The 18,675-nt window shown below is 67.0% G+C and carries 18 protein-coding genes; 9 read left to right on the plus strand and 9 right to left on the minus strand.

Features of this window, described 5'->3' with window-relative positions; all coding sequences use genetic code 11:
* The first annotated feature begins 17 nt into the window (after window positions 1-17).
* From sufC to GLP40_RS20575, 4 genes are read left to right on the plus strand one after another with little or no spacing between them, the layout of a single operon-like run.
* Window positions 18-791: a Fe-S cluster assembly ATPase SufC gene (gene sufC, locus GLP40_RS20560; protein WP_154789573.1), complete on the plus strand. Its 774-nt coding sequence runs from the start codon at window positions 18-20 to the stop codon at window positions 789-791.
* Window positions 792-2,045 (plus strand): cysteine desulfurase, encoded by a 1,254-nt coding sequence (locus tag GLP40_RS20565; RefSeq protein WP_154789574.1) that lies wholly within the window; start codon window positions 792-794, stop codon window positions 2,043-2,045. It abuts the gene before it with no gap.
* Between the two features lie 3 nt (window positions 2,046-2,048).
* The gene (sufU, locus tag GLP40_RS20570) at window positions 2,049-2,522 is read left to right on the plus strand and encodes a Fe-S cluster assembly sulfur transfer protein SufU (RefSeq protein ID WP_154789575.1); all 474 of its coding nucleotides are present in this window, start codon (window positions 2,049-2,051) and stop codon (window positions 2,520-2,522) included.
* A 2-nt stretch (window positions 2,523-2,524) separates the two neighbouring features.
* Window positions 2,525-2,881 (plus strand): metal-sulfur cluster assembly factor, encoded by a 357-nt coding sequence (locus GLP40_RS20575; protein ID WP_154789576.1) that lies wholly within the window; start codon window positions 2,525-2,527, stop codon window positions 2,879-2,881.
* A 395-nt stretch (window positions 2,882-3,276) separates the two neighbouring features.
* Here GLP40_RS20575 and GLP40_RS20580 read toward each other — a convergent pair whose 3' ends face one another.
* Complete coding sequence (locus GLP40_RS20580; protein ID WP_328290452.1) at window positions 3,277-4,365, minus strand: ADP-ribosylglycohydrolase family protein; 1,089 nt, start codon at window positions 4,363-4,365, stop codon at window positions 3,277-3,279.
* A 179-nt stretch (window positions 4,366-4,544) separates the two neighbouring features.
* Between GLP40_RS20580 and lexA the strand changes: the two genes are divergently transcribed.
* From lexA to GLP40_RS20595, 3 genes are all read left to right on the plus strand, one after another.
* Window positions 4,545-5,207, plus strand: a complete 663-nt coding sequence (gene lexA, locus GLP40_RS20585) for a transcriptional repressor LexA (RefSeq protein ID WP_328290453.1) — start codon at window positions 4,545-4,547, stop codon at window positions 5,205-5,207.
* A 52-nt stretch (window positions 5,208-5,259) separates the two neighbouring features.
* Window positions 5,260-5,715, plus strand: coding sequence for a DUF4189 domain-containing protein (locus GLP40_RS20590; RefSeq protein ID WP_154789577.1), 456 nt, complete (start codon window positions 5,260-5,262; stop codon window positions 5,713-5,715).
* A gap of 111 nt (window positions 5,716-5,826) precedes the next feature.
* Entirely contained in the window at window positions 5,827-6,450 is a 624-nt protein-coding gene (locus GLP40_RS20595) for a hypothetical protein (RefSeq protein WP_328290454.1), read from the plus strand.
* A gap of 2 nt (window positions 6,451-6,452) precedes the next feature.
* On the opposite strand, the gene GLP40_RS20600 is transcribed toward GLP40_RS20595, so the two are convergent.
* From GLP40_RS20600 to GLP40_RS20620, 5 genes are all read right to left on the minus strand, one after another.
* A complete protein-coding gene (locus GLP40_RS20600; protein WP_154789579.1) occupies window positions 6,453-7,349 on the minus strand; it encodes an NHL repeat-containing protein in 897 nt (298 codons plus the stop codon).
* A gap of 298 nt (window positions 7,350-7,647) precedes the next feature.
* Window positions 7,648-8,142 carry a hypothetical protein gene (locus GLP40_RS20605; protein WP_154789580.1) on the minus strand — a complete coding sequence of 165 codons (495 nt, stop codon included), beginning with the start codon at window positions 8,140-8,142 and terminating at the stop codon, window positions 7,648-7,650.
* 30 nt (window positions 8,143-8,172) lie between these two features.
* Window positions 8,173-8,748 (minus strand): GNAT family N-acetyltransferase, encoded by a 576-nt coding sequence (locus GLP40_RS20610; protein ID WP_154789581.1) that lies wholly within the window; start codon window positions 8,746-8,748, stop codon window positions 8,173-8,175.
* A gap of 74 nt (window positions 8,749-8,822) precedes the next feature.
* Entirely contained in the window at window positions 8,823-9,731 is a 909-nt protein-coding gene (ku, locus tag GLP40_RS20615) for a non-homologous end joining protein Ku (RefSeq protein ID WP_154789582.1), read from the minus strand.
* Between the two features lie 451 nt (window positions 9,732-10,182).
* A complete protein-coding gene (locus GLP40_RS20620; RefSeq protein ID WP_328290455.1) occupies window positions 10,183-10,839 on the minus strand; it encodes a TetR/AcrR family transcriptional regulator in 657 nt (218 codons plus the stop codon).
* A gap of 1,045 nt (window positions 10,840-11,884) precedes the next feature.
* Here GLP40_RS20620 and GLP40_RS20625 point away from each other — a divergent pair.
* Window positions 11,885-13,084 carry a YncE family protein gene (locus tag GLP40_RS20625; protein WP_328290456.1) on the plus strand — a complete coding sequence of 400 codons (1,200 nt, stop codon included), beginning with the start codon at window positions 11,885-11,887 and terminating at the stop codon, window positions 13,082-13,084.
* A gap of 306 nt (window positions 13,085-13,390) precedes the next feature.
* Here the strand turns inward: GLP40_RS20625 and GLP40_RS20630 are convergent, their stop codons facing one another.
* Window positions 13,391-14,380: an AurF N-oxygenase family protein gene (locus GLP40_RS20630; RefSeq protein WP_154789584.1), complete on the minus strand. Its 990-nt coding sequence runs from the start codon at window positions 14,378-14,380 to the stop codon at window positions 13,391-13,393.
* A gap of 361 nt (window positions 14,381-14,741) precedes the next feature.
* A complete protein-coding gene (locus tag GLP40_RS20635; RefSeq protein ID WP_154789585.1) occupies window positions 14,742-16,316 on the minus strand; it encodes an MFS transporter in 1,575 nt (524 codons plus the stop codon).
* Window positions 16,317-16,406: 90 nt separating this feature from the next.
* Between GLP40_RS20635 and GLP40_RS20640 the strand changes: the two genes are divergently transcribed.
* Window positions 16,407-16,838, plus strand: a complete 432-nt coding sequence (locus GLP40_RS20640) for a MarR family winged helix-turn-helix transcriptional regulator (RefSeq protein WP_328290457.1) — start codon at window positions 16,407-16,409, stop codon at window positions 16,836-16,838.
* 195 nt (window positions 16,839-17,033) lie between these two features.
* On the opposite strand, the gene GLP40_RS20645 is transcribed toward GLP40_RS20640, so the two are convergent.
* Entirely contained in the window at window positions 17,034-18,542 is a 1,509-nt protein-coding gene (locus GLP40_RS20645) for a PucR family transcriptional regulator (RefSeq protein WP_154789586.1), read from the minus strand.
* Window positions 18,543-18,675: the final 133 nt, after the last annotated feature.

An 18,675-nucleotide genomic window follows, 5' to 3' on the forward strand; every position in this document is an offset into this window, starting at 1 on the left:
AAAGGAATTCGAATTCGATGACCACCCTGGAAATCAAGGACCTGCACGTCGAGGTCGCCAACCCGGACGAGAGCGCCGAACCCATCAAGATCCTCAAGGGCGTCAACCTGACCGTGAAGTCGGGCGAGACCCACGCGATCATGGGCCCCAACGGCTCCGGCAAGTCGACCCTGTCCTACGCCATCGCCGGGCACCCCAAGTACACCGTCACCCAGGGCTCGATCACCCTCGACGGCGAGAATGTGCTGGAGATGTCGGTCGACGAGCGCGCGCGTGCGGGCCTGTTCCTGGCCATGCAGTACCCGGTCGAGGTTCCGGGCGTCTCGGTTTCGAACTTCCTGCGCACCGCTGCCACCGCCGTCCGCGGCGAGGCGCCGAAGCTGCGCACCTGGGTGAAGGAAGTCAAGGAGGGCATGGCCGAGCTGGAGATCGATCCGGCCTTCGGCGAGCGTTCGGTCAACGAGGGCTTCTCCGGCGGTGAGAAGAAGCGCCAGGAGATCCTGCAGCTGAGCCTGCTCAAGCCGAAGATCGCCATCCTCGACGAGACCGACTCGGGTTTGGACGTGGACGCGCTGCGGATTGTTTCCGAGGGCGTGAACCGTTACAAGGAGCGGGAGAACGGCGGCATCCTGCTGATCACCCACTACACCCGCATCCTGCGCTACATCCGGCCGGACTTCGTTCACGTGTTCGTGAACGGCCGCATCGTGGCCGAGGGCGGCTCCGAGCTGGCCGAGGAACTCGACGCGAATGGCTACGTGCGCTTCACCTCTGCTTCCGTAGGAGCCTGAATGACCAGCACCGTGGGGACTCTCGACGTCGCTCGGATCCGGGCCGACTTCCCGATCCTGAGCCGGACCGTGCGCGACGGAAAACCGTTGGCGTACTTGGATTCCGGCGCGACGTCGCAACGTCCGCTGCAGGTGCTCGACGCCGAGCGGGAATTCCTGCTCGAACACAACGCGGCCGTGCATCGCAGCGCGCACCAGCTCGCCGAGGAGGCCAATGAGGCCTACGAGGCGGCGCGCGTGGTGATCGCGGCGTTCGTCGGCGTCGGCGCGGACGAGATCGTGTACACCAAGAACGCGACCGAGTCGCTGAACCTGGTGGCCTATGCCTTCTCCGACGACCGATTCCCGTACCGCGTCGGGCCCGGCGACGAGATCGTCATCACCGAACTCGAGCACCACGCGAATCTGGTGCCGTGGCAGGAGTTGGCGCGGCGTACCGGCGCGACGCTGAAGTGGTACGGCGTCACCGACGACGGCCGTATCGACCTGGATTCGCTGGAGCTGTCGCCCGCCACCAAGGTGGTCGCCTTCACCCACCAGTCCAATGTGACCGGCGCGGTCGCGGATGTCGCCGAACTGGTGCGCCGCGCGAAGGAGGTCGGCGCGATCGTGGTGCTGGATGCCTGCCAGTCGGTGCCGCATATGGACGTGGACTTCAAGGCGCTGGGTGTCGACTTCGCCGCCTTCTCCGGCCACAAGATGCTGGGTCCCTCGGGCGTCGGCATCCTGTACGGCCGGCGCGAGCTGCTCGAGGACACCCCGCCGTTCATCACCGGCGGGTCCATGATCGAGACCGTCTACATGGACCACTCGACCTTCGCCCCGCCGCCGCAGCGGTTCGAGGCGGGCTCGCAGATGATCTCGCAGGTCGTCGGATTGGGCGCTGCCGTCAAGTATCTCAGTAATATCGGGATGGAAGCCGTTGCGGCGCATGAGCACACGCTCATCGGCGCGGCCCTCGAGGGCCTGGGCGCCATCGACGGGGTCCGCATCATCGGCCCGACCGAGAACGTGAACCGCGGCGGCGCGGTGTCGTTCGTGGTGGACGGCATCCATGCCCACGATGTCGGCCAGATCCTCGACGACCAGGGCGTCGCCATCCGCGTCGGCCACCACTGCGCGTGGCCGCTGCACCGGCGCTTCGGGGTCGCCGCCACCGCCCGGGCCTCCTTCGCGCTGTACAACACCGTGGACGAGGTCGATCAGCTGGTGGCCGCGGTGCGGAAGGCCCAGAGCTTCTTCGGAGTTGCATAGACCATGCGCATGGAGCAGATGTACCAGGAAGTCATCCTGGACCACTACAAGCACCCGCACCACCGAGGGCTGCGCGAGCCCTTCGCCGCCGAGGTGCACCACGTCAACCCGACCTGTGGTGACGAGGTGACGCTGCGCGTGCACATCGACGCCAATGGCGACGTCGAAGACGTGTCCTACGACGGCCAGGGTTGCTCGATCAGCCAGGCGTCCACCTCGGTGCTCACCGACCAGGTCATCGGCCTGCCGGTGCAGCAGGCGTTGAAGGTGGTCGAGGCGTTCGACGAAATGATCACCAGCCGCGGCACCCTCGAGGGTGACGAGGACGTCATCGGTGACGGCATCGCCTTCGCCGGTGTCTCGAAATACCCCGCCCGCGTGAAGTGTGCCCTGCTGGGCTGGATGGCGTTCAAGGACGCCGTGGTGCGGATAGCCTCGGCCGAGGAAGCCAAGAAGACGATGGGCAACGGGGAGTAGAGATGAGCGAAACCGACCAGCAGGCCCGGGAACTGACCCCCGAGGAGATCCAGCACCTCGAGGACATGGAAGAGGCGATGCGCGACGTCGTCGACCCCGAGCTCGGCATCAATGTCGTCGACCTCGGCCTGGTCTACGGCATGACCTTCGAGGACGGCATCGCCAAACTCGACATGACCCTGACCTCCCCGGCCTGCCCCCTGACCGACGTCATCGAGGACCAGTCCCGCAACGCCCTCGTGCGTTCCGGCCTGGCCGAAGACCTCCAGATCAACTGGGTCTGGATGCCGCCGTGGGGTCCGGACAAGATCACCGACGACGGTCGCGAACAGCTGCGCGCCCTCGGCTTCACGGTCTAGCAAGCCCTTTCACGGTGCGGACCGATCCGACACGGATCGGTCCGCACCGTCGTTTTGTCAGGGGCGTCGATCATTCGGATCGTCGGTACCCCTGTGAGGGAGCCAGGCCCGGCAGCCCGGCAGGGAGTGGTCCCCACGGATCCGAACGGTGCGAGACGTCGCGACCCGCCGGCCGAATATCGGCTACTGGAAACCTCATCGGCCGATTCGGCCCTTCCGTGAGATGGCGCGCGACGTGTGGCGCGTCGGCGATCGGCTGACCTGGCTAGAGCCGGGGTGGGCGATCGCGGCCATCGCGCGTTCGTTGGTCAGGTCGCGGGAGTGGCTACGGTACTTTCGGAAGGAGCGTGACGGCCTGGTGTGCTTCCGCTACTGGGGCGGACCGTCCTCGGGGATCAGTCGCCGAGGACGGTATCGAGTGGGTAGCGGTCCGCCAGGGTGGTGCGGTCGTTGTAGAAGAAGTTGAGGACGAGATCGTCTGCGACTTGGAACAATTCGTCGCGGCCCTCCACGACGGCGACCCAGTCCATGGGGAGGGCGTTCAGGCCGTGCGCGGCGCCGATGAGATTGCCCGCCACCGCACCGGTGGAGTCGGAGTCGCCGGAGTGGTTGACGGACAGGAGAAGTCCGGCGCGGATGTCGGCGGTTCGGTAGGTGTGCAGGGCGCAGTAGACGGCGATGGCGAGGCATTCCTCGGCGGTCCAGCCCGCGCCGATCAGCTGGAGTCGCTCGGGCGTGGGGTCGCCCAGGTGGGCGATGGCCAGGGCCGAGGTCAAGGCGGTGACCGTTTCGGCGCTCGCGGGCATGGTGGCGAGGCGGGCGATGGTGTCGCGCACCGCGATCGGCAGATCGGCGCCCGCCAGGACGGCGTCGATGATCAGGGCGAAGGCGCCTGCGGCGAGGTAGGCGGTGGGGTGGCCGTGGGTGAGTTGGGCGCAGCGCATGGCGGAGTGGAAGGCGCGGTCGGGGCCGAATCCGGCCAGACCGAACGGGGCCGAGCGCATGACGGTGCCGCAGCCCTTCGACTTCGGGTTCACCGGGCCGGGTTCGCCGAACTCCAGAGCCGGTTGATACCCGTCGGCTTGGCGCCGCAGGCCGGTCATGCAGGCGTTGCCGGGAGAGCGCATGGCGTAGAGGAATCGGTGTCCCGCGAGCCAGCCATCGGCATCGGGGCCCGGGCGATCCTGCCGCTGGGTGTCCCACCAGCGCAGGTAGGCGCGGCGCAGCACCGGTGCGGCGTCCGCGCCCGGCGGACAGCGCAGCAGACCCTCGGCGGTGAACAACGTCATCTGCGTGTCATCGGTGATCTGCTGCGGTGCTTCCGGAACCGGGCCCGGGAGGAACCCGGTGATGCCCGCCGCCCCATATCGCGTCCGGATCTGCTCGAGCGACAAGAACTCGATCGGCCACCCCAACGCGTCCCCGATCGCCCCGCCCAGCATTGCCCCGCGCACCCGGTCGAACAGCTTCTCGTGATCTTGCACGCCACCCACCCTATGCGTGCGGGTAGGTGGGAGCCGTTGTGCGAGACCGCGTCCTCGCCGGTCCCAGCTGTGACCCACCGACGCCCGAGCCTGGAGGGCTCGGGCATCGCCGGTGGTGACCGGGCATGGCACGGCCGGTCGTGACCGGAAACAACCGGTCGGGCTCGTAGGATCCTCCGGTGACCTATGACGACTTCGACGGGTTCGAGCATCTCGACACCTCCGCATTGCCGGAGCGGCAGCAGCGGATTCTGTGCACCATTCGGGATTGGGTGCAGCGGCACGGATATTCGCCGAGTACCCGCGAGATCGGCGATGCGGTCGGATTGAAGTCGTCTTCATCTGTTTCGCGGCATTTGCGCGATTTGGAGGAGCGCGGGTTTCTCACGCGCAGCGAGTCCGTCACGCGGCCGATGGATGTCCGTCTGTTCCTGCGGTCGTCCGGGCCGGAGCGGCGGCAGGACGAGAACTCCGTGTCGGTGCCCGTCGTGGGTGACATCGCGGCCGGCACACCGATCCTCGCCGAGGAGCACACCGACGACGTGCTGTCCCTGCCCCGTGAGCTGGTCGGCCGCGGCACCGTCTTCGGCCTGCGCGTTCGCGGTGATTCCATGGTCGACGCCGCGATCTGCGACGGCGACATCGTGGTGGTACGCAAGCAGCAGGAGGCGCACACCGGCGAGATCGTGGCCGCGATGATCGACGGCGAGGCCACGGTCAAGGTCTACCGCCGCGCCAACGGGCATGTGTACCTGGAGCCGCGCAATCCGGCCTACCCGGTGATCGACGGCGACCAGGCTCAGGTGCTGGGTAAGGTCGTCTCGGTCATGCGCCGGGTCTGAGCGTCTGGCATGATGACGGCCGTTATCACCTTCCATCCCCGGGGAGTATCGAATGTCGTTGCTGCGCAAGGCCGGTGTGGGCCTCGCCGTTACGTCGATGGCCGCGATCGGCACCGTGGCCGCCGGAACCGCCTCCGCGGCGGACAACGATCCGGTCTTCACCGCTACCTCCGGTGACCTGTACGGCGCCCTCGCGCTGTCCAAGAGCACCGGAAACGTCGCCTATGCCGTGAACTACGGCAGCTGGGACGGCGCGGACAGCGCGGCCGTGAGCAAATGCGGCGGTGGTGACTGCGCGGTCGTCGTGCACTTCGCCAATGCTTGCGGCGCGGTCGCACAGGGCGCCGACACCCGCTTCGGCTGGGCATGGGCCCCGTCCAAGTCGGAGGCCGAGTCGGCCGCCATCGATGTGCTGGGCAAGAGCGCTCCGGGCTTCCCGGACACGGGTTCGTCCTCGCCGCGCCAGGCCAAGGTCATTCTGTCGGCGTGCACCGACAACGCGAGCTGACCATCCGCTAATCACCACGGCGCCACACCGGATTCATCCGGCGTGGCGCCGTTTTGTTTGCCGGAGTCCATTTTCCGGCAACACGGCCGACCGTACGGAGATGATTTCCCGGTGGACGACATCACCTACGAGGACACCCGGTTCGCATTGCACGTGGCGGCCGAACTGTTGATCGCCGGTCCGCAGTACCGCCGATTCGGCAGTATCCGCATGCACATCGTGCTGGGCGGCTTCGCCGGCATCACATGGCCGGTGTCGGTGATGGGCACCGATCTGGTGTGGCCGCGGGGCCGCACCCGCCTGCACGGCACCTACGGTGACCTCGCCTCGACGGCCGGATTCGCGGCCGCCGCCCCGCCCGAGGGTCTGTACTCCGACGGCACCCGCATGGATCCGGACGAACCCTTCAGCCTCGACGACGATGCCGCCACCACCGTGCACGACTGGTTCGCGGTGGGGGACACCGCATTACGCCGCTTCGCCGAGGAGCAGCCGGTGCTGTGGCCCGAGCATTTCGACCTATCCGTCGCCGTCGACGACGTGAATTACGGTGTCTCCCCGGGGGACTGGGATAATCCGCAGCCTTACGCGTATGTCGGACCGTGGACGCGCCGCGAGGGCGAATTCTGGAACGCATCGTTCGGCGCCATGCGACCCCGTGGCGAGGTGGCGACCGTCGAAGGCCTGCTGGCGTTCTTCCGGGAGGGCAGGGCCCGCGCCGCACAGGACAATTGACCTCAGGTGAGGTGCGCTTTCAGCACGTCGCCGCCTTCGGTGCCCAGAATGAGCGTGTGGTCGTCGGAGGGATTGACAGCCACCGAGGTCAGTGGCTGGCCCGACAGCAGGGTGCAGCTGGTGTGATCGGCCGGGTCGGCGCGCACGAGTTGCCCGCTGCCGGTGGCGACGTAGAGCAGGCCGCCCGGCCCGATCGCCAGATCATCGGGGAGCAGCGGCCCGCTGAGCGGAGCCGGTGACAGATCGACGGCGACACTCGCCCGGGCCGGATCGTCGATGGGCAGCGCGACGATGCGGGCCGTCGGGCTCTCCAGCAACGTCACATAGAGAACGTCCCCGGCCGCGACGATGCCGTCGGCGCCGGAGCCATTCGCCGCCAGCGCGTTTCGTGCGCGTTGCGTCCACCCCGCGTCGACGGTCCCATCCGGGCGGATCCGCTCCACGGTGTTCGAAAGAGTGTCGGCCACATAGAGATTCCCGGCACTGTCGAACGCGGCCCCGTTGGCCTGGCCGAGCCCGGACACGAATATCTCGGGCTGTGGAGCCGCCGCGGCGGGATCGAATCGGAGGACTCCGCCCTGCCTGGCGAGACCCGCGACCGGTGAGTTGCCGAACGTCACGTACAGCAACCCGTCCGGGCCGAGCCGGATCGCACCCGGGCTGGATACCGGCACGCTGGCCACCACACGACCATCACGGTTGTAGCGCTCGACGACATTGCGGAGGTTACGCGCGACCCAGCCATTCCCGGCGGCGTCGAAGCCCAGATTCTCCGACCAGTCGGCCAGGGGCGCCCGCGTGGGCAGCACGGTGGCGAGATTGACAGGAGAGCAGGAAGCCGGTGTGTCGGTAGCCGGTTCGGGAGCGTCCGCACCGGCCAGGGCAACAGGGCCGCTCACGGCAGTCACGACGGCCAGCAGGACCGCTGCACCCAGCCTGCCACGGTGCTCCCTGGGATCCGATTGCGGCGCAGCCACGCTCGGTCGCGGATCCGGCATCGCGGCAGTCCCTTCGTTGGGCGGTGATCGCGGCCAGCGTATATCGCCCGGTCCAGCCCGGCAACGCTCACGGGTCCGGCAGGATCGCGTGTCCGGAGTGCGTGCTCTGGCAACGGGTGAATCCGCTCGCGGTGCGCCGTTCGGGCTGGGGGAGGGGAGCCCACATGGGTGCCGAGGAGAAGCGCGGCGCGGGCTGCCGTTATGACGGGGAGGGGTGCGTGGGTAGTCGCTCGGTGGAGTATTCCGCCAGTGCCGCTTCGACATTGGCGATACCGGCCCGCACGCCCAGCCCATAGCCGTCCTCCTCGAGGACGTCGAGTCTGGCGCGAGCGGCGTCCAGGTGCCGGCGCGCGGTGTCGAAAGCGCCCAGGCGTCGGTAGTTGTCGGCGAGGTTGAGGTGCAGGGACGGGTAGAAGCCGCGCACGCTCAGGCCCGCGTGATGGGCCTGAGCGCGGTCGTCGGTGAGCGCCTCCGCGGCGTCGAGGGCGCGGATATCCCAGGTGAGCGCATCGGCCGCGTGCTCATGCAGGTCGGCCAGGAAGTGGGCCAGCGAGACCCGGTGCAGCGGGTCGCCGTTCGCGCCGATGGTGTCCCACAGCGTGGTCAACTGTTCTCGCGCCGCCGCTGGATCACCGTGGCGGCCAAGGGTTACGGCGTCGTTGATGGCGGACATGGTCTCGTCGACGGCGGTCATGAGGCCGACAGTAGCGGCGGGGTCCGACAACTAGCGGGCGGTCCGCCCGTGCCGTCCTTCCCCGGTGATCCGCCCGCGCCGGATGAGATCGCGCTTGGTGCCGGGTCCGAGCATGACATGGTCGTCCCCGGCTACGTTCTCATCGGGGTTGGGCCGCACGAACAGCGTCACCGTGGTGCCCTCGGTGAAGCCGTTCTTGCGCATCATGGACGCCGAGGCCGTGTTGTGGTTCTCCACATCGGTGACGATGCGGGCCGCGCCGTGCCGGAACAGCAGATCGCAGCAGGCGGTCATGAGATTGGCCGCGACACCGCGCCCCTGCATGTCGGGCGCGACCGCGATCCACTCCAGATACGCCCAGTCCTCGCGCAGCTCGAATTCCATGGAGGCCAGGACGAATCCGACCACCCGATCCGAATCCACCGCGACCCAGCAGGACCGGCCGGCGCTGTCGAGGTGCTCGGCCACCGAGGTCAGCGACCACGAGGTGTAGGGCTTGGTCTGGGTGTCGAACACCTGGTAGCCGAGGTCGATGACCTGACGCAGATGCCCGAGCCCCATGGGCACGATGGCGACATCCGGATGGATGGATATGTCGGAATCCATGTCCGATAGTTTGCCAGGTGGGTGCTGAAAAGCCGGGGGACCTCGAGAAAGGGGCCCGCGCGAGCGGCGTGCTCTCACGCGCCCTTGCGCGTCTGCTTGGCCGGTGCCTTCTTCGCGGCCTTCTTGGCGGGCTTCTTCTCGGCGGCGCCCTTGGCCGCCTTGGTGGCCTTGGCGGGCGTGGCCTTCGCCGCACCCGTCTTCTTTCCGGACGCCTCCAGACTGCGCTGTAGCGCCGCGACCAGGTCGACCACCTCGGCATCCATGTGCGGCGCGGCCGCCACGGGCGCGCGGGTGACCTTGCTCGAACCGCTGGCGATCGCCTCGTCGAGCATTTTCTGCAATTCGAGCTGATATTCGTCCACGTACAGGCTGGGATCGAAATCGTCGGACAGCGTGTCGACCAGCGTCTCGGCCATCTGCAATTCCTGGGGCCTGGGCTCGGCGACGCCCTCGAGCTTCTCGAACGCCACCGCCCGCACCTCGTCCGGCCACAGCAGCGTTTGCAGCACCAGCACCCCGTCGCGCACCCGCAGCGCGCCCAGGCGGGTCTTCTGCCGCAGCGTGAAATGCACCAGCGCCACCCGGTCCACCCGTTCCAGGGTCTCGGCCAGCAGCACATAGGCTTTCGGCGCGGTCGAGTCGGGCTCCAGGTAGTAGCTCTTGTCGAACAGAATCGGATCGATCTGCTCCGACGGCACGAATTGCAGCACTGGAATTTCGTGCTTCTCCGCCGCCGGAAGTTTGGCGAAGTCCTCGTCGGTGAGAATCACCTGATCTCCGTCGGGTGATTCATACGCCCGGTCGATATCGGAATACTGCACGGGCTGCCCGTCCACCGTGCACACCCGCTCGTAGCGAATGCGCCCGCCATCGGCGGCGTGCACCTGGTGGAACTTGATGTCGTGGTCCTCCGTGGCGGTGTAAACCTTCACGGGGACATTCACCAGTCCGAACGCGATGGAGCCCTTCCAAATGGACCGCATTTTCCGATCGTACGTGGCGCCCGGGTTCCTAGCGGTTAACGCGCCGCCGACCTGGGGTTTCAGGTGGCCGGGGCCCGACTTGGTCACGAAATAGGGATATGTGTATCGAGGGATCCCACGGCTTCCCTGTGGCCCACTCATGCGATGTCTGTGTGGATAGAAGCGCTGGGGTTCCTCATGTGCCCCGCTCACCACCATCGATTCCCAACGGAACTGCCTGCGAATCCGTAGAAGAATCATAGAAATCCGTTGATCTTGAATCGTTCAGCTAACTGGAGGTAACGCATGGGCAACGTGGAGAAATGCGAGCGATCGTGACCCGCGCCTCCGCCAGGTGAGTGGTGGTTGTGGTGGATATCGGTATCGCGATCTGGCCCGGAGACATCGCGGCAGGAGGAGCGCTGACCGGCATTGCGGCCGTAGCAGCCGAGGTCGTGCCGCGCGGGTCGGATCACGGTCTGCTCTCGGGGCGTTCGAGTTCCAGCCTTCCCGTGAGCATGCTCTGTAGTTCGTCGGCGACCTGATCGCTGGTGGCGTCGACCCAGTCAACCGCCCAGTCGTGCATCAGCCCGTTGACCGCGCCCACGAACGCAGCGGCGGCGAGCCGGGGATCGAATGGCGCAATGTCGCCACGGCGGAGCGCGTCGTCATACAACTCGACCAACAGCGCGATCCAGCGAGATCGCCGCTCGAGGCGTTGCTGGTTGAGTCGTTCGCTCACACCGACGATTTCGACGAACAAGATGCGGGTGTGACGCGGGTCGGCGGTGGCGGCGTCGATGTAGGTGTGCACGATCCGGGACACGCGTTCGCGGATCGGCAGATCCGCGACCCGTCCGATCTCATCGACGAAACGCTGTTCGACCAGGTCGTTGATATACAGGTGCAGGTCCGCCAGCAGGTCCTCGAGGGTGTTGTACTCCTCGTAGAACTGCCGGGTGGACAACCCGGCTTGCTTGCACACATCCACCAGGCGGCTGTTGCGATATCCGGGTCCCGCGCCGAACATCTCCAGCCCCGCCTCGCGGAGCTGGACGCGTCGCGCGGCCTGTCGCTCCGCGGCCGGTCTGCCGCCGTAACGGCCTGTCGCAGGTGCGATCCTGGCCACGTCCGCCCTTTCCGCGGCCGCGCGATCTGCACGCGAGGGGCTTGTGGTGCACGACCCCGTTGACTACTCTGCAGTCACTCAAATTCGAATATCCGAATATTCAAACTTGGATCGCAACGCCCACAAGACTCCATGCGCTAGCCCGGCCGGCCATGCTCATCGTTGCGGATTCCGTGGCTGCCCCCTGTCCGGGGCGGTCACGGCGTTGTGGGGCGCGGCTCCTGACTCGCGCTCCACAGCCGCAGTAATTCCTGGAGGAATTCTATGCGCGTCTCACCGAGCACTCGTCATCGCGGACGGGTGTGGCGCACCGCGGGCGGCAGCGGCCATGGCCGCGACTCTACTGACGGGTGTGTTCACCCGTGGGATCGGTCGGCGACCATCCGCCGGGAGTCCGGAACAGACCCGGCGGGTGGCTGATCCAAGGCCGGGGGTATTCAGCAGCGTTCCGTTGGGATGACCGATGAGGTCGAGGAGCGGAGGCGTCAGCGGGCCGACGATGAGGTTGATGATGACGGGCGCGCGGCCGAACGGTTGCGCACCCTCGCTGAGCGCTACCCCCGACCGTCGCCTGCGAAATCGGTTCCGCCCCAGGGGTATCGACGGCTCCGCGACCGAATCGCTCGGCATGGGCCGGATTTTCGGCAGGTGAATCAGGCCGTCGTCCGCGAAGTGAGTGCTGTCGATGCCGGCCGTGGATTCAGCCCCCTGGACATGCCCTCGCCTGCGGTTCCGTGTATCGGCGGGTGCGGTGATCGTCGTTCTCCGCCGCTGGGCGCCTATCCGCCGATACACTTCCGCCGCAAGTCTGAATACACGAATATTCAGACTTGCGGCGCACCTGCTCACAAGGCTCCTGTGTTGACGCCCGATCGGTCAGGCCGACCAGTTCACCGAGCCCGTTCGCGGAAGCGACGGTGCCTGCGGGGCGCGGAACCCTCCGTGCCTCCGATCAGCAGTACCTATGGAGAAGTTTTCTATGCGCATCTCGAAATTTGCCCAGCGCCGCGGACGATTGTGGCGCAGCATCGCAGCAGCAGGGGCAGTGGTCGTACTGACCGGAGCGCTCGCCCATCAGGCCGGAACCGCCATCGCCGACACCTCGCTGCAGCAGGTGATGCTGGTGGGCAACAACTGGGACGGCACCGCGGACGTCATCCACTCCAGCGGGGACTTCGCGAAAGTCGGCCGGATCAACCTCATCCCCGACAAGGACGACCGACTCCTCGAGATCAGTCTCAATCCGGCCCATCTCGCAGTCTTCGTCGGGATCCGGGAGACAGTGGGCCAAGGCCACGACCAGTATGTCGACGACATGTACACGACCCCCGACGGGGCATCCATCGTCGTGTCGCGGCCGAGCTTCGGCGACGTGGCGTCCATCGACACCGCCACCGGAAAGGTCAAGTGGCGCTTCGAGGTATCGGGCTACCGCGCCGACCACATGGCGGTCTCGCGTGACGGAACCCGGGTCGCGGTGTCCGCATCGCTCGGCAATGTGGTGCACGTACTCGACATCCGGACCGGAAAGGAGTTGGGCCACTTCGCGACTGGCGATAAGCCGCACGAGAACGTCTTCACCGAGGACGGCAAGATCTGGAATGTTTCGATCGGCAACGTCGAAACCAACCTCGACGCACCTTGGGAGGACTTCACGAAGGGCGACCGGCATATCACCATCGTCGACGCGAATACGTTCCAGCAGATCAAGACGATCGACATGCGAAAGCGACTCGACGCCTTCGGGCGAACGGATCTGTCGAATGCGGTACGCCCGCTGGCGTTCAGCCCCGACGAGTCCAGGATCTACTTCCAGGTGTCCTTCTTCAACGGCTTCCTGGAATACGACGTGGCCGCGGACAAGATCCTGCGTGTGAAGGAATTGCCGAAGAACCCCGCGACCAGCGATGACCGCACCACCTTCGTCAACGACTCACGCCACCACGGGCTGTCGATGGATCCGACCGGAGCCAAACTGTGCGTCGCCGGAACGATGGACAATTACGCCACCATCGTCGACAGGACGACCCTGCAGCAAGGTCCCCTGGTGACGGCCTCCGCGCCCTACTGGGCGACGGTGAGCGGAGACGGCAAGGCGTGCATCATCTCTGAAAGCGGCGCCAACCAGGTCACCGCGATCGACTTCGCCACCGGCGCCAAGATCACCTCGGTACCGGTCGGTCAGCACCCGCAGCGTGTCCGTCTCGCCAACCTCCCCACCGGTTGGACGGCCCCGACCGCCTGATAAGAGTCGATCAGTTGATTCTCGCCCCGCAGCGATGGGGGTGGGGAAGGCTGGTCGCCGAGCCGACGACCGGTGAGCACCGGCTTCCGCCCGAGTAGTGAGCGGTTCACCGGCACCCGCGCGGTTCGTATGCTGGTGTGTCCGGCCGACCAGAGGTCGGATTGCGCGAACGCACCCTTGTTGGGGTCGGCACCGCGGAAGCGGTACCGGCCCCAACGTCGGGGGATTACATGTGGCGCAATTGCTTCCCAATGGACCGCATTTTCCGATCGCACTTCGGACTATTCCGGTGGGTAACCCCGAGGATCAGGCGGCTCGGCGCTCGGGTTCGCTGCGGTAGCGGGATTGGTCGCCGTCGATGCGCAGGAGCTTCCACAGTCGCTTGGTGACGGGATTCATCAGGCCCAGGTCGTCGGCGAGAGTGCGCATGTCACCGAAGTATCCGGAGAGGATTCTCGAGGACGTGGGTGAGTGCCAGAACGCTTCTTTGATGACCCCGCGCGGGATGTCGAAGGTCCGAGCGAATTCGGGTGGGGGAGCCATGATCTCACCGGCCAGCCACCGCATGGCGAGCGGGAAGGCGATACCGCAGACATTGCGATACAGCGGATTGAGTCCCGGCACATGCTCTTTCAGGAACTCATTGGCAAAGGAGATGTGTCGCGCCTCCTCGGCGATATGGATCTCCATGCAGCGCACCACGGCGGGCGGCAGATTCGCGCCATTGCGGATGACCGCCTTCTGATAGTGGTCGATCGGTTCCTCGCCGCCGAGAATGCCGATGAACAGAATTGCCCACGCATAACCGCCCGCGACGCCGATGAACGGCGACAGCGCCCGGAAGATCGGCCGCATACCGGGGACGTCCACGCCGATCCGGTTGACCAGCTCTTGGAACATCTGGATGTGGTTGCACTCCTCGGTCATCTCGTGGAGGCAGTAGCGGAACTCCGGCGACCCGTTGGGCAGCTTCATGATGTACTGCATCATCCCGCGGATCAGGATGCTCTCGAAGGCCGCGCCGACCTTGATGGCGTTCGCGATCCGCCAGCGCCCGATCTCGATCTGCCGCTCCAGCGGCAGGTTCTTGTACCACTGCGTCGCGCCGAGTGGATCGATCTCCGGTTGCAGCACCCAGCGCGGATCCTTCGGATCGATCGCGAATTCGGGTGAGTCCCAGGCGATATCGAGATACGGATCGAATCGGCGGTGCACCGATCCCTCCGACAGGGTGTGCAGCACGTCCGCGTAGTCCTGTGCCGCGGGAACGGAGCCCGACATCGTCGTCAGAGCCATCATTGCCTCCTCGTCTGTGCGCCGCGCCGTCCACGAGTCGTTGGCCGAGGCGCTCCTGTGCGGTGCGACACACTCCAAGGTAAGTGCTAACAAGGGTTACATACAACCCTGAATTGCCCGCGCCCCCGGATTGCGCCTGCCGCGCAGTCCTCACCGCAGTTGCCGGTGCGGGACCGGCCGCGAGGAACCTGGACCACGAGAGCCCCTGGCCGCCGAGCTGCGGTCATGTCGATCAGGAAACCATCGCAGTGGACTCGGCACCCGTACTCGAAGCTGGTGCCGGCTCTTCGGGGCCGGAGCGTCCTGCACCGCCGGCGGGTGGCGCAGGACGCGTGGCGTGGAGCTCGCTGAGCGCGGCGGTTCAGTTGTCCGAAACACGCTGACCAGCAGCGGTCAGACGTGGTTCGGGGTCGGTTGCCGGCGCGGCCTCCGGACGTGGCCGCAGAGCAACGGCCAGGACCGCGGCCCCGGCGACGGCGAACAACATGGTCCAGACCGCGCCCACGTGCATGGCGTGGATGAAGGCGTTGTCGGCCGCATGGGCCAGGTCGGGACGGTTGACGGCGGAAGCGACGTGGCGGGCCTGTTCCGCGGAGACCTGGGCGGGCTCCCGCGCGGAGTCGGGCAGAGAGGCCGCCGCGCCCTTGATTCCGGTCCGATAGGTGATGGCCATGATGGTGCCGCCAAGGGCGATGCCCAAGACGCTGCCGGTCTGGCGAACGGTATTGATGACAGCCGATCCCGCGCCCGCCCGGTCGAGCGGGAGGGTGCTCATCAGCGCGCTGGTGACCGACCCGATGACCATACCGACCGAGAACCCCTGTGCCGCCGACAACAGCACGTTCCAGAAGATCGGAGTGCGCAGGCCGAAGAAGCCGATGCTGCCCATGCAGAGCGCGCCGATGGTGAGGGCGGTCGCGGTGACCCCGCGCAGCGAGAAGCGGCGGACCAGGCGGATGCTCAGCGGGCCGCCGACGATCACGCCGAGCGCGGCGGGGGAGTTGATGAGTCCCGCGGCCAGGGGCGAGAAGCCACGTGCGCCTTGGAGATAGAACGCGCCATAGAAGCCGCTTGCCGTCATGGCGAGGAACACCAGGCCCAGGGTCGCATTGCCGCCGCCGAAGATGCGGTCGGCCAGCAGCCGCGGATCGAAACTGGGCTGCGCGGAACGCAATTCGGTAATAACGAAGATGGCCAGGAGTGCGAGTCCGGCGGCGATGGGGGCCCACACCTGCACCGGCGTCCATGAGGCGACCTGGCCCGCCCGGATGAGACCGTAGGCGAGCGCGGCCAATCCGCTGACCGATAAGGCCAGTCCGGTGAGATTCATCGGCCGTGGCGCCGGGCTGCGGAAGTTCGGCACCAGTGTGGCGATGCCGAGCAGTGCGATCACGACCACGGGCACGTTCACGAGAAACACCGAGCCCCACCAGAAATGGTCGAGCAGCACCCCGGCCAGCAGCGGTCCGGCGGCGAGCCCGACACCGGCGGAGGTCGAGAACAGCCCGATGGCGGACGCGCGCGCCGGGCCGGTGAACGTCCAGGTCACCGTTGCCATGGTGGCGGGCATGATCAGCGCGCTGCCCACGCCCATGACCGCACGGGCGGCGATGAGCTGCGCGGGATCATCGGCATAGGCCGCCCATATCGAGGCGAGGGCGAAGATCGTCAATCCGGTGGCGAGCACCGTTCGATGCCCGTACCGGTCGCCGAGCGCCCCGGCCGTGAACATGAGCGCGGCGAAGACGAGCGTGTAGGAACCCGAGGCCCATTGCAGCTGAGCCGGATTCGCGCCCAACCCGCGCACCGGATCGGCGAGGGTCTCGAGCGCGGTGGCGAGGATGGTGTTGTCCAGCCAGATGAGCAGGGAGGAGAGCAGAAGTACGGCGAGGATGAGCCGCTGCTGGGATCTCGGCAGCGTCGCGGGCACGGTCATGGATACCTTCGATAAGATTGGTAGGAACCTGACGATCGCAAGTTTGCGTGATTGTCAGGTACCTGTCAATCTCTCGAAAGGGTTGCCGCGGTGAGCTGTTCCGGATCGCAGGGCGGATCGCTGACCTTCCTGGTCCGCACGGTGTGGCTGAGCATGCGCGCCGCGATCGGCGAGGTCCTCAAGGATTTCGGGCTCACCACCTCGCAATACGCGACCCTCATGATGACCCGGAAGCAGCCGGGCAAGTCCGTCGCCGACATCGCCCGCGATGTCGGCAGCACCCGGCAGGCCGCCAATGAGATGCTGGCCGGGCTCGAAAAGGCGGGCCTGATCGAACGCCACCCGCACCCCACCGACCGTCGCACGCACCAGATCCAGCTCACCGACGCAGGTCGCGCGCTCTACGACCGGGCCCGCGCCGCCGTCGACCGCCGCGAAGCCGAGCTGGAAGCCGGCTTCACCCCCGAGCAGCGCGCCGCCGTCCGGGAGTGGCTGATCGGGATGACCGAAGCCTGCCGCTGATCCAGCACTCGATTCGCCATGAGTATCAAGCGGCTCTCCATGACATGGAAGATTCAGCCGCCACCGCATCGCCCTGATCCACTCGGTGAAAGCGATCCGCCCGGCATCGGCGGCAGGCTGAGGAGGACTGCCACATCGGCCGTTACCGCGAGCAACTCGGGTGGACAGGGGCCGCACGCTGATCTGGGACAGCGGTCACCGCAGGGCCAAGGCGAGGAAGAAGTCGACCCTGTCCGCGAGGCGCGACAGATCGCGGTCGGTGAGTTCCTCGATGCGCTGGATGCGGTAACGCAGCGTATTCACGTGCAGGTGCAGCAGATCCGCGCACTTGGTCCACGATCCGGACACCTCCAGGAACGTTTCCAGGGTGTGCACCAGGTCGGCGCGATTGTCCCGGTCGTAGACGCGTAGCGGGTCCAGCAGCCGCACCCGGAACATGCGGCGGACCTCGTCGGGCACGCTGGCGAGGAGCAGCACGTGGGTGGCGAGTTCGTCGTGGCGGACGACGCTGGTGGGCTGCCGGCGTTCGGCGGCCATGCGGCGGGCGTAGCGGGCCTCCTCGACCGCGCCACGCAGGCCCTCGCCGTCGACCGCGCCGCTGATGCCGACCGACAGCCGGCTCGATCGCAGGCCGGGTTCGAGGGCTTCGATGGCCCGGTGGATGTGGTCGTCCAGAGCCTGGTCGTCGCCGAGCGCGACCAGCAGGATGACCTCACCGTCCACCACGCCGATGGCCGGGCTTCGGCCGTGAAGGATTTCGCGCAGCACCGCGCGCAGCTCGCCCGGCCGCACGCCCCCCGAATCCGCGGTGGCGGCGACCGCGAGGTACCGGTCGGACAGCCCGAGACCGGTCAGTTCCAGCCGGGAGATGATGTCGGCGGGCTTGGCATCGGACATGATCAGCTCGATCAGCTCCTGCGCGAGCCGCCCCTCGGCGCTGTGCCGATCGTCGCGCCGCGCGCGTTCCAGCGACACGACCGCCGCCAGTTGCCCGATCAGCGCCCGCCGGGCCTCGGGCCAGTCCCCGTAATCGCCCTCGAACGCCAGGAACCAGTCCGCGATGCGCGAGGTCCCGTCCGCGTCCACCGCGAACAGCGAGTACCGGACCTGATCATGGGAAAGCACATGCGGCAGCCGCCGTGCGCCCAGGAATGCCGACCGCGCCTGTGCGGGCAGGTCTCGCGTGGACCCGGCCACCACCCGCCCGAGTGAGGACACCACCCAGCACCGCGTGCCGAGCGTGCGATGCACGAGGTCGAGCACCGAATCCAGGCCCCCGCCCGAGACCAGCTGCCGATGTCGGTCCAGAATCGCGCTCAAATCCGCGGCTCGGCCCGACGACAGCTTCCGGTTGATCTGCTCGGTCACCGTGGCGAAGGCGATCCGTTCCTCGACCCGGAACAGCGGGATTCGATGCTTCTCACACGCCGCGATGAGATCCTCGGGCGGTTCGCCGTACAGCGCGTCACCGGCCGCGATCGCCGCCACCCGGGCGCGGGCGAGTGCGCTCACGAAGATCTCGCTGTCCTCGGGTGAATGCCGCCATTGCAGGCCGGTGAGGACGAATTCACCGCCGGACAGGTACCGGCCGGGATCGAGCATGTCGGTGGTTACCACCCAGCGTACGAAGCGGTCCAACTCGTCCTCTCCGGTGACGAGTCGCAGGCCCAGATCGTGCATGGTCAGCAGGGAACGCAACCGCATGATGCCCGAGGCTAACAGTCAGTGACCGGACGATTACCGAACTTGGATCTAGCTACGAACGCGCCCCTGTGAAGCAGACCCCAGCTTCGGAGGTCTCGTCCTTTCGAACCTGACCACCCGCCGGGTTAAGTGG

Origin of the sequence: Nocardia aurantiaca, from assembly GCF_009708175.1 — a bacterium.
GTDB classification, from domain to species: Bacteria; Actinomycetota; Actinomycetes; order Mycobacteriales; family Mycobacteriaceae; genus Nocardia; species Nocardia aurantiaca.

Coding starts and splice junctions, on each gene's coding strand:
- sufC (WP_154789573.1), top strand. CDS start 18: ATGACCACCCTGGAAATCAAGGACCTGCACGTCGAGGTCGCCAACCCG.
- GLP40_RS20565 (WP_154789574.1), top strand. CDS start 792: ATGACCAGCACCGTGGGGACTCTCGACGTCGCTCGGATCCGGGCCGAC.
- sufU (WP_154789575.1), top strand. CDS start 2,049: ATGCGCATGGAGCAGATGTACCAGGAAGTCATCCTGGACCACTACAAG.
- GLP40_RS20575 (WP_154789576.1), top strand. CDS start 2,525: ATGAGCGAAACCGACCAGCAGGCCCGGGAACTGACCCCCGAGGAGATC.
- GLP40_RS20590 (WP_154789577.1), top strand. CDS start 5,260: ATGTCGTTGCTGCGCAAGGCCGGTGTGGGCCTCGCCGTTACGTCGATG.
- GLP40_RS20605 (WP_154789580.1), bottom strand. CDS start 8,142: ATGACCGCCGTCGACGAGACCATGTCCGCCATCAACGACGCCGTAACC.
- GLP40_RS20610 (WP_154789581.1), bottom strand. CDS start 8,748: ATGGATTCCGACATATCCATCCATCCGGATGTCGCCATCGTGCCCATG.
- ku (WP_154789582.1), bottom strand. CDS start 9,731: ATGCGGTCCATTTGGAAGGGCTCCATCGCGTTCGGACTGGTGAATGTC.
- GLP40_RS20630 (WP_154789584.1), bottom strand. CDS start 14,380: ATGGCTCTGACGACGATGTCGGGCTCCGTTCCCGCGGCACAGGACTAC.
- GLP40_RS20635 (WP_154789585.1), bottom strand. CDS start 16,316: ATGACCGTGCCCGCGACGCTGCCGAGATCCCAGCAGCGGCTCATCCTC.
- GLP40_RS20645 (WP_154789586.1), bottom strand. CDS start 18,542: ATGCGGTTGCGTTCCCTGCTGACCATGCACGATCTGGGCCTGCGACTC.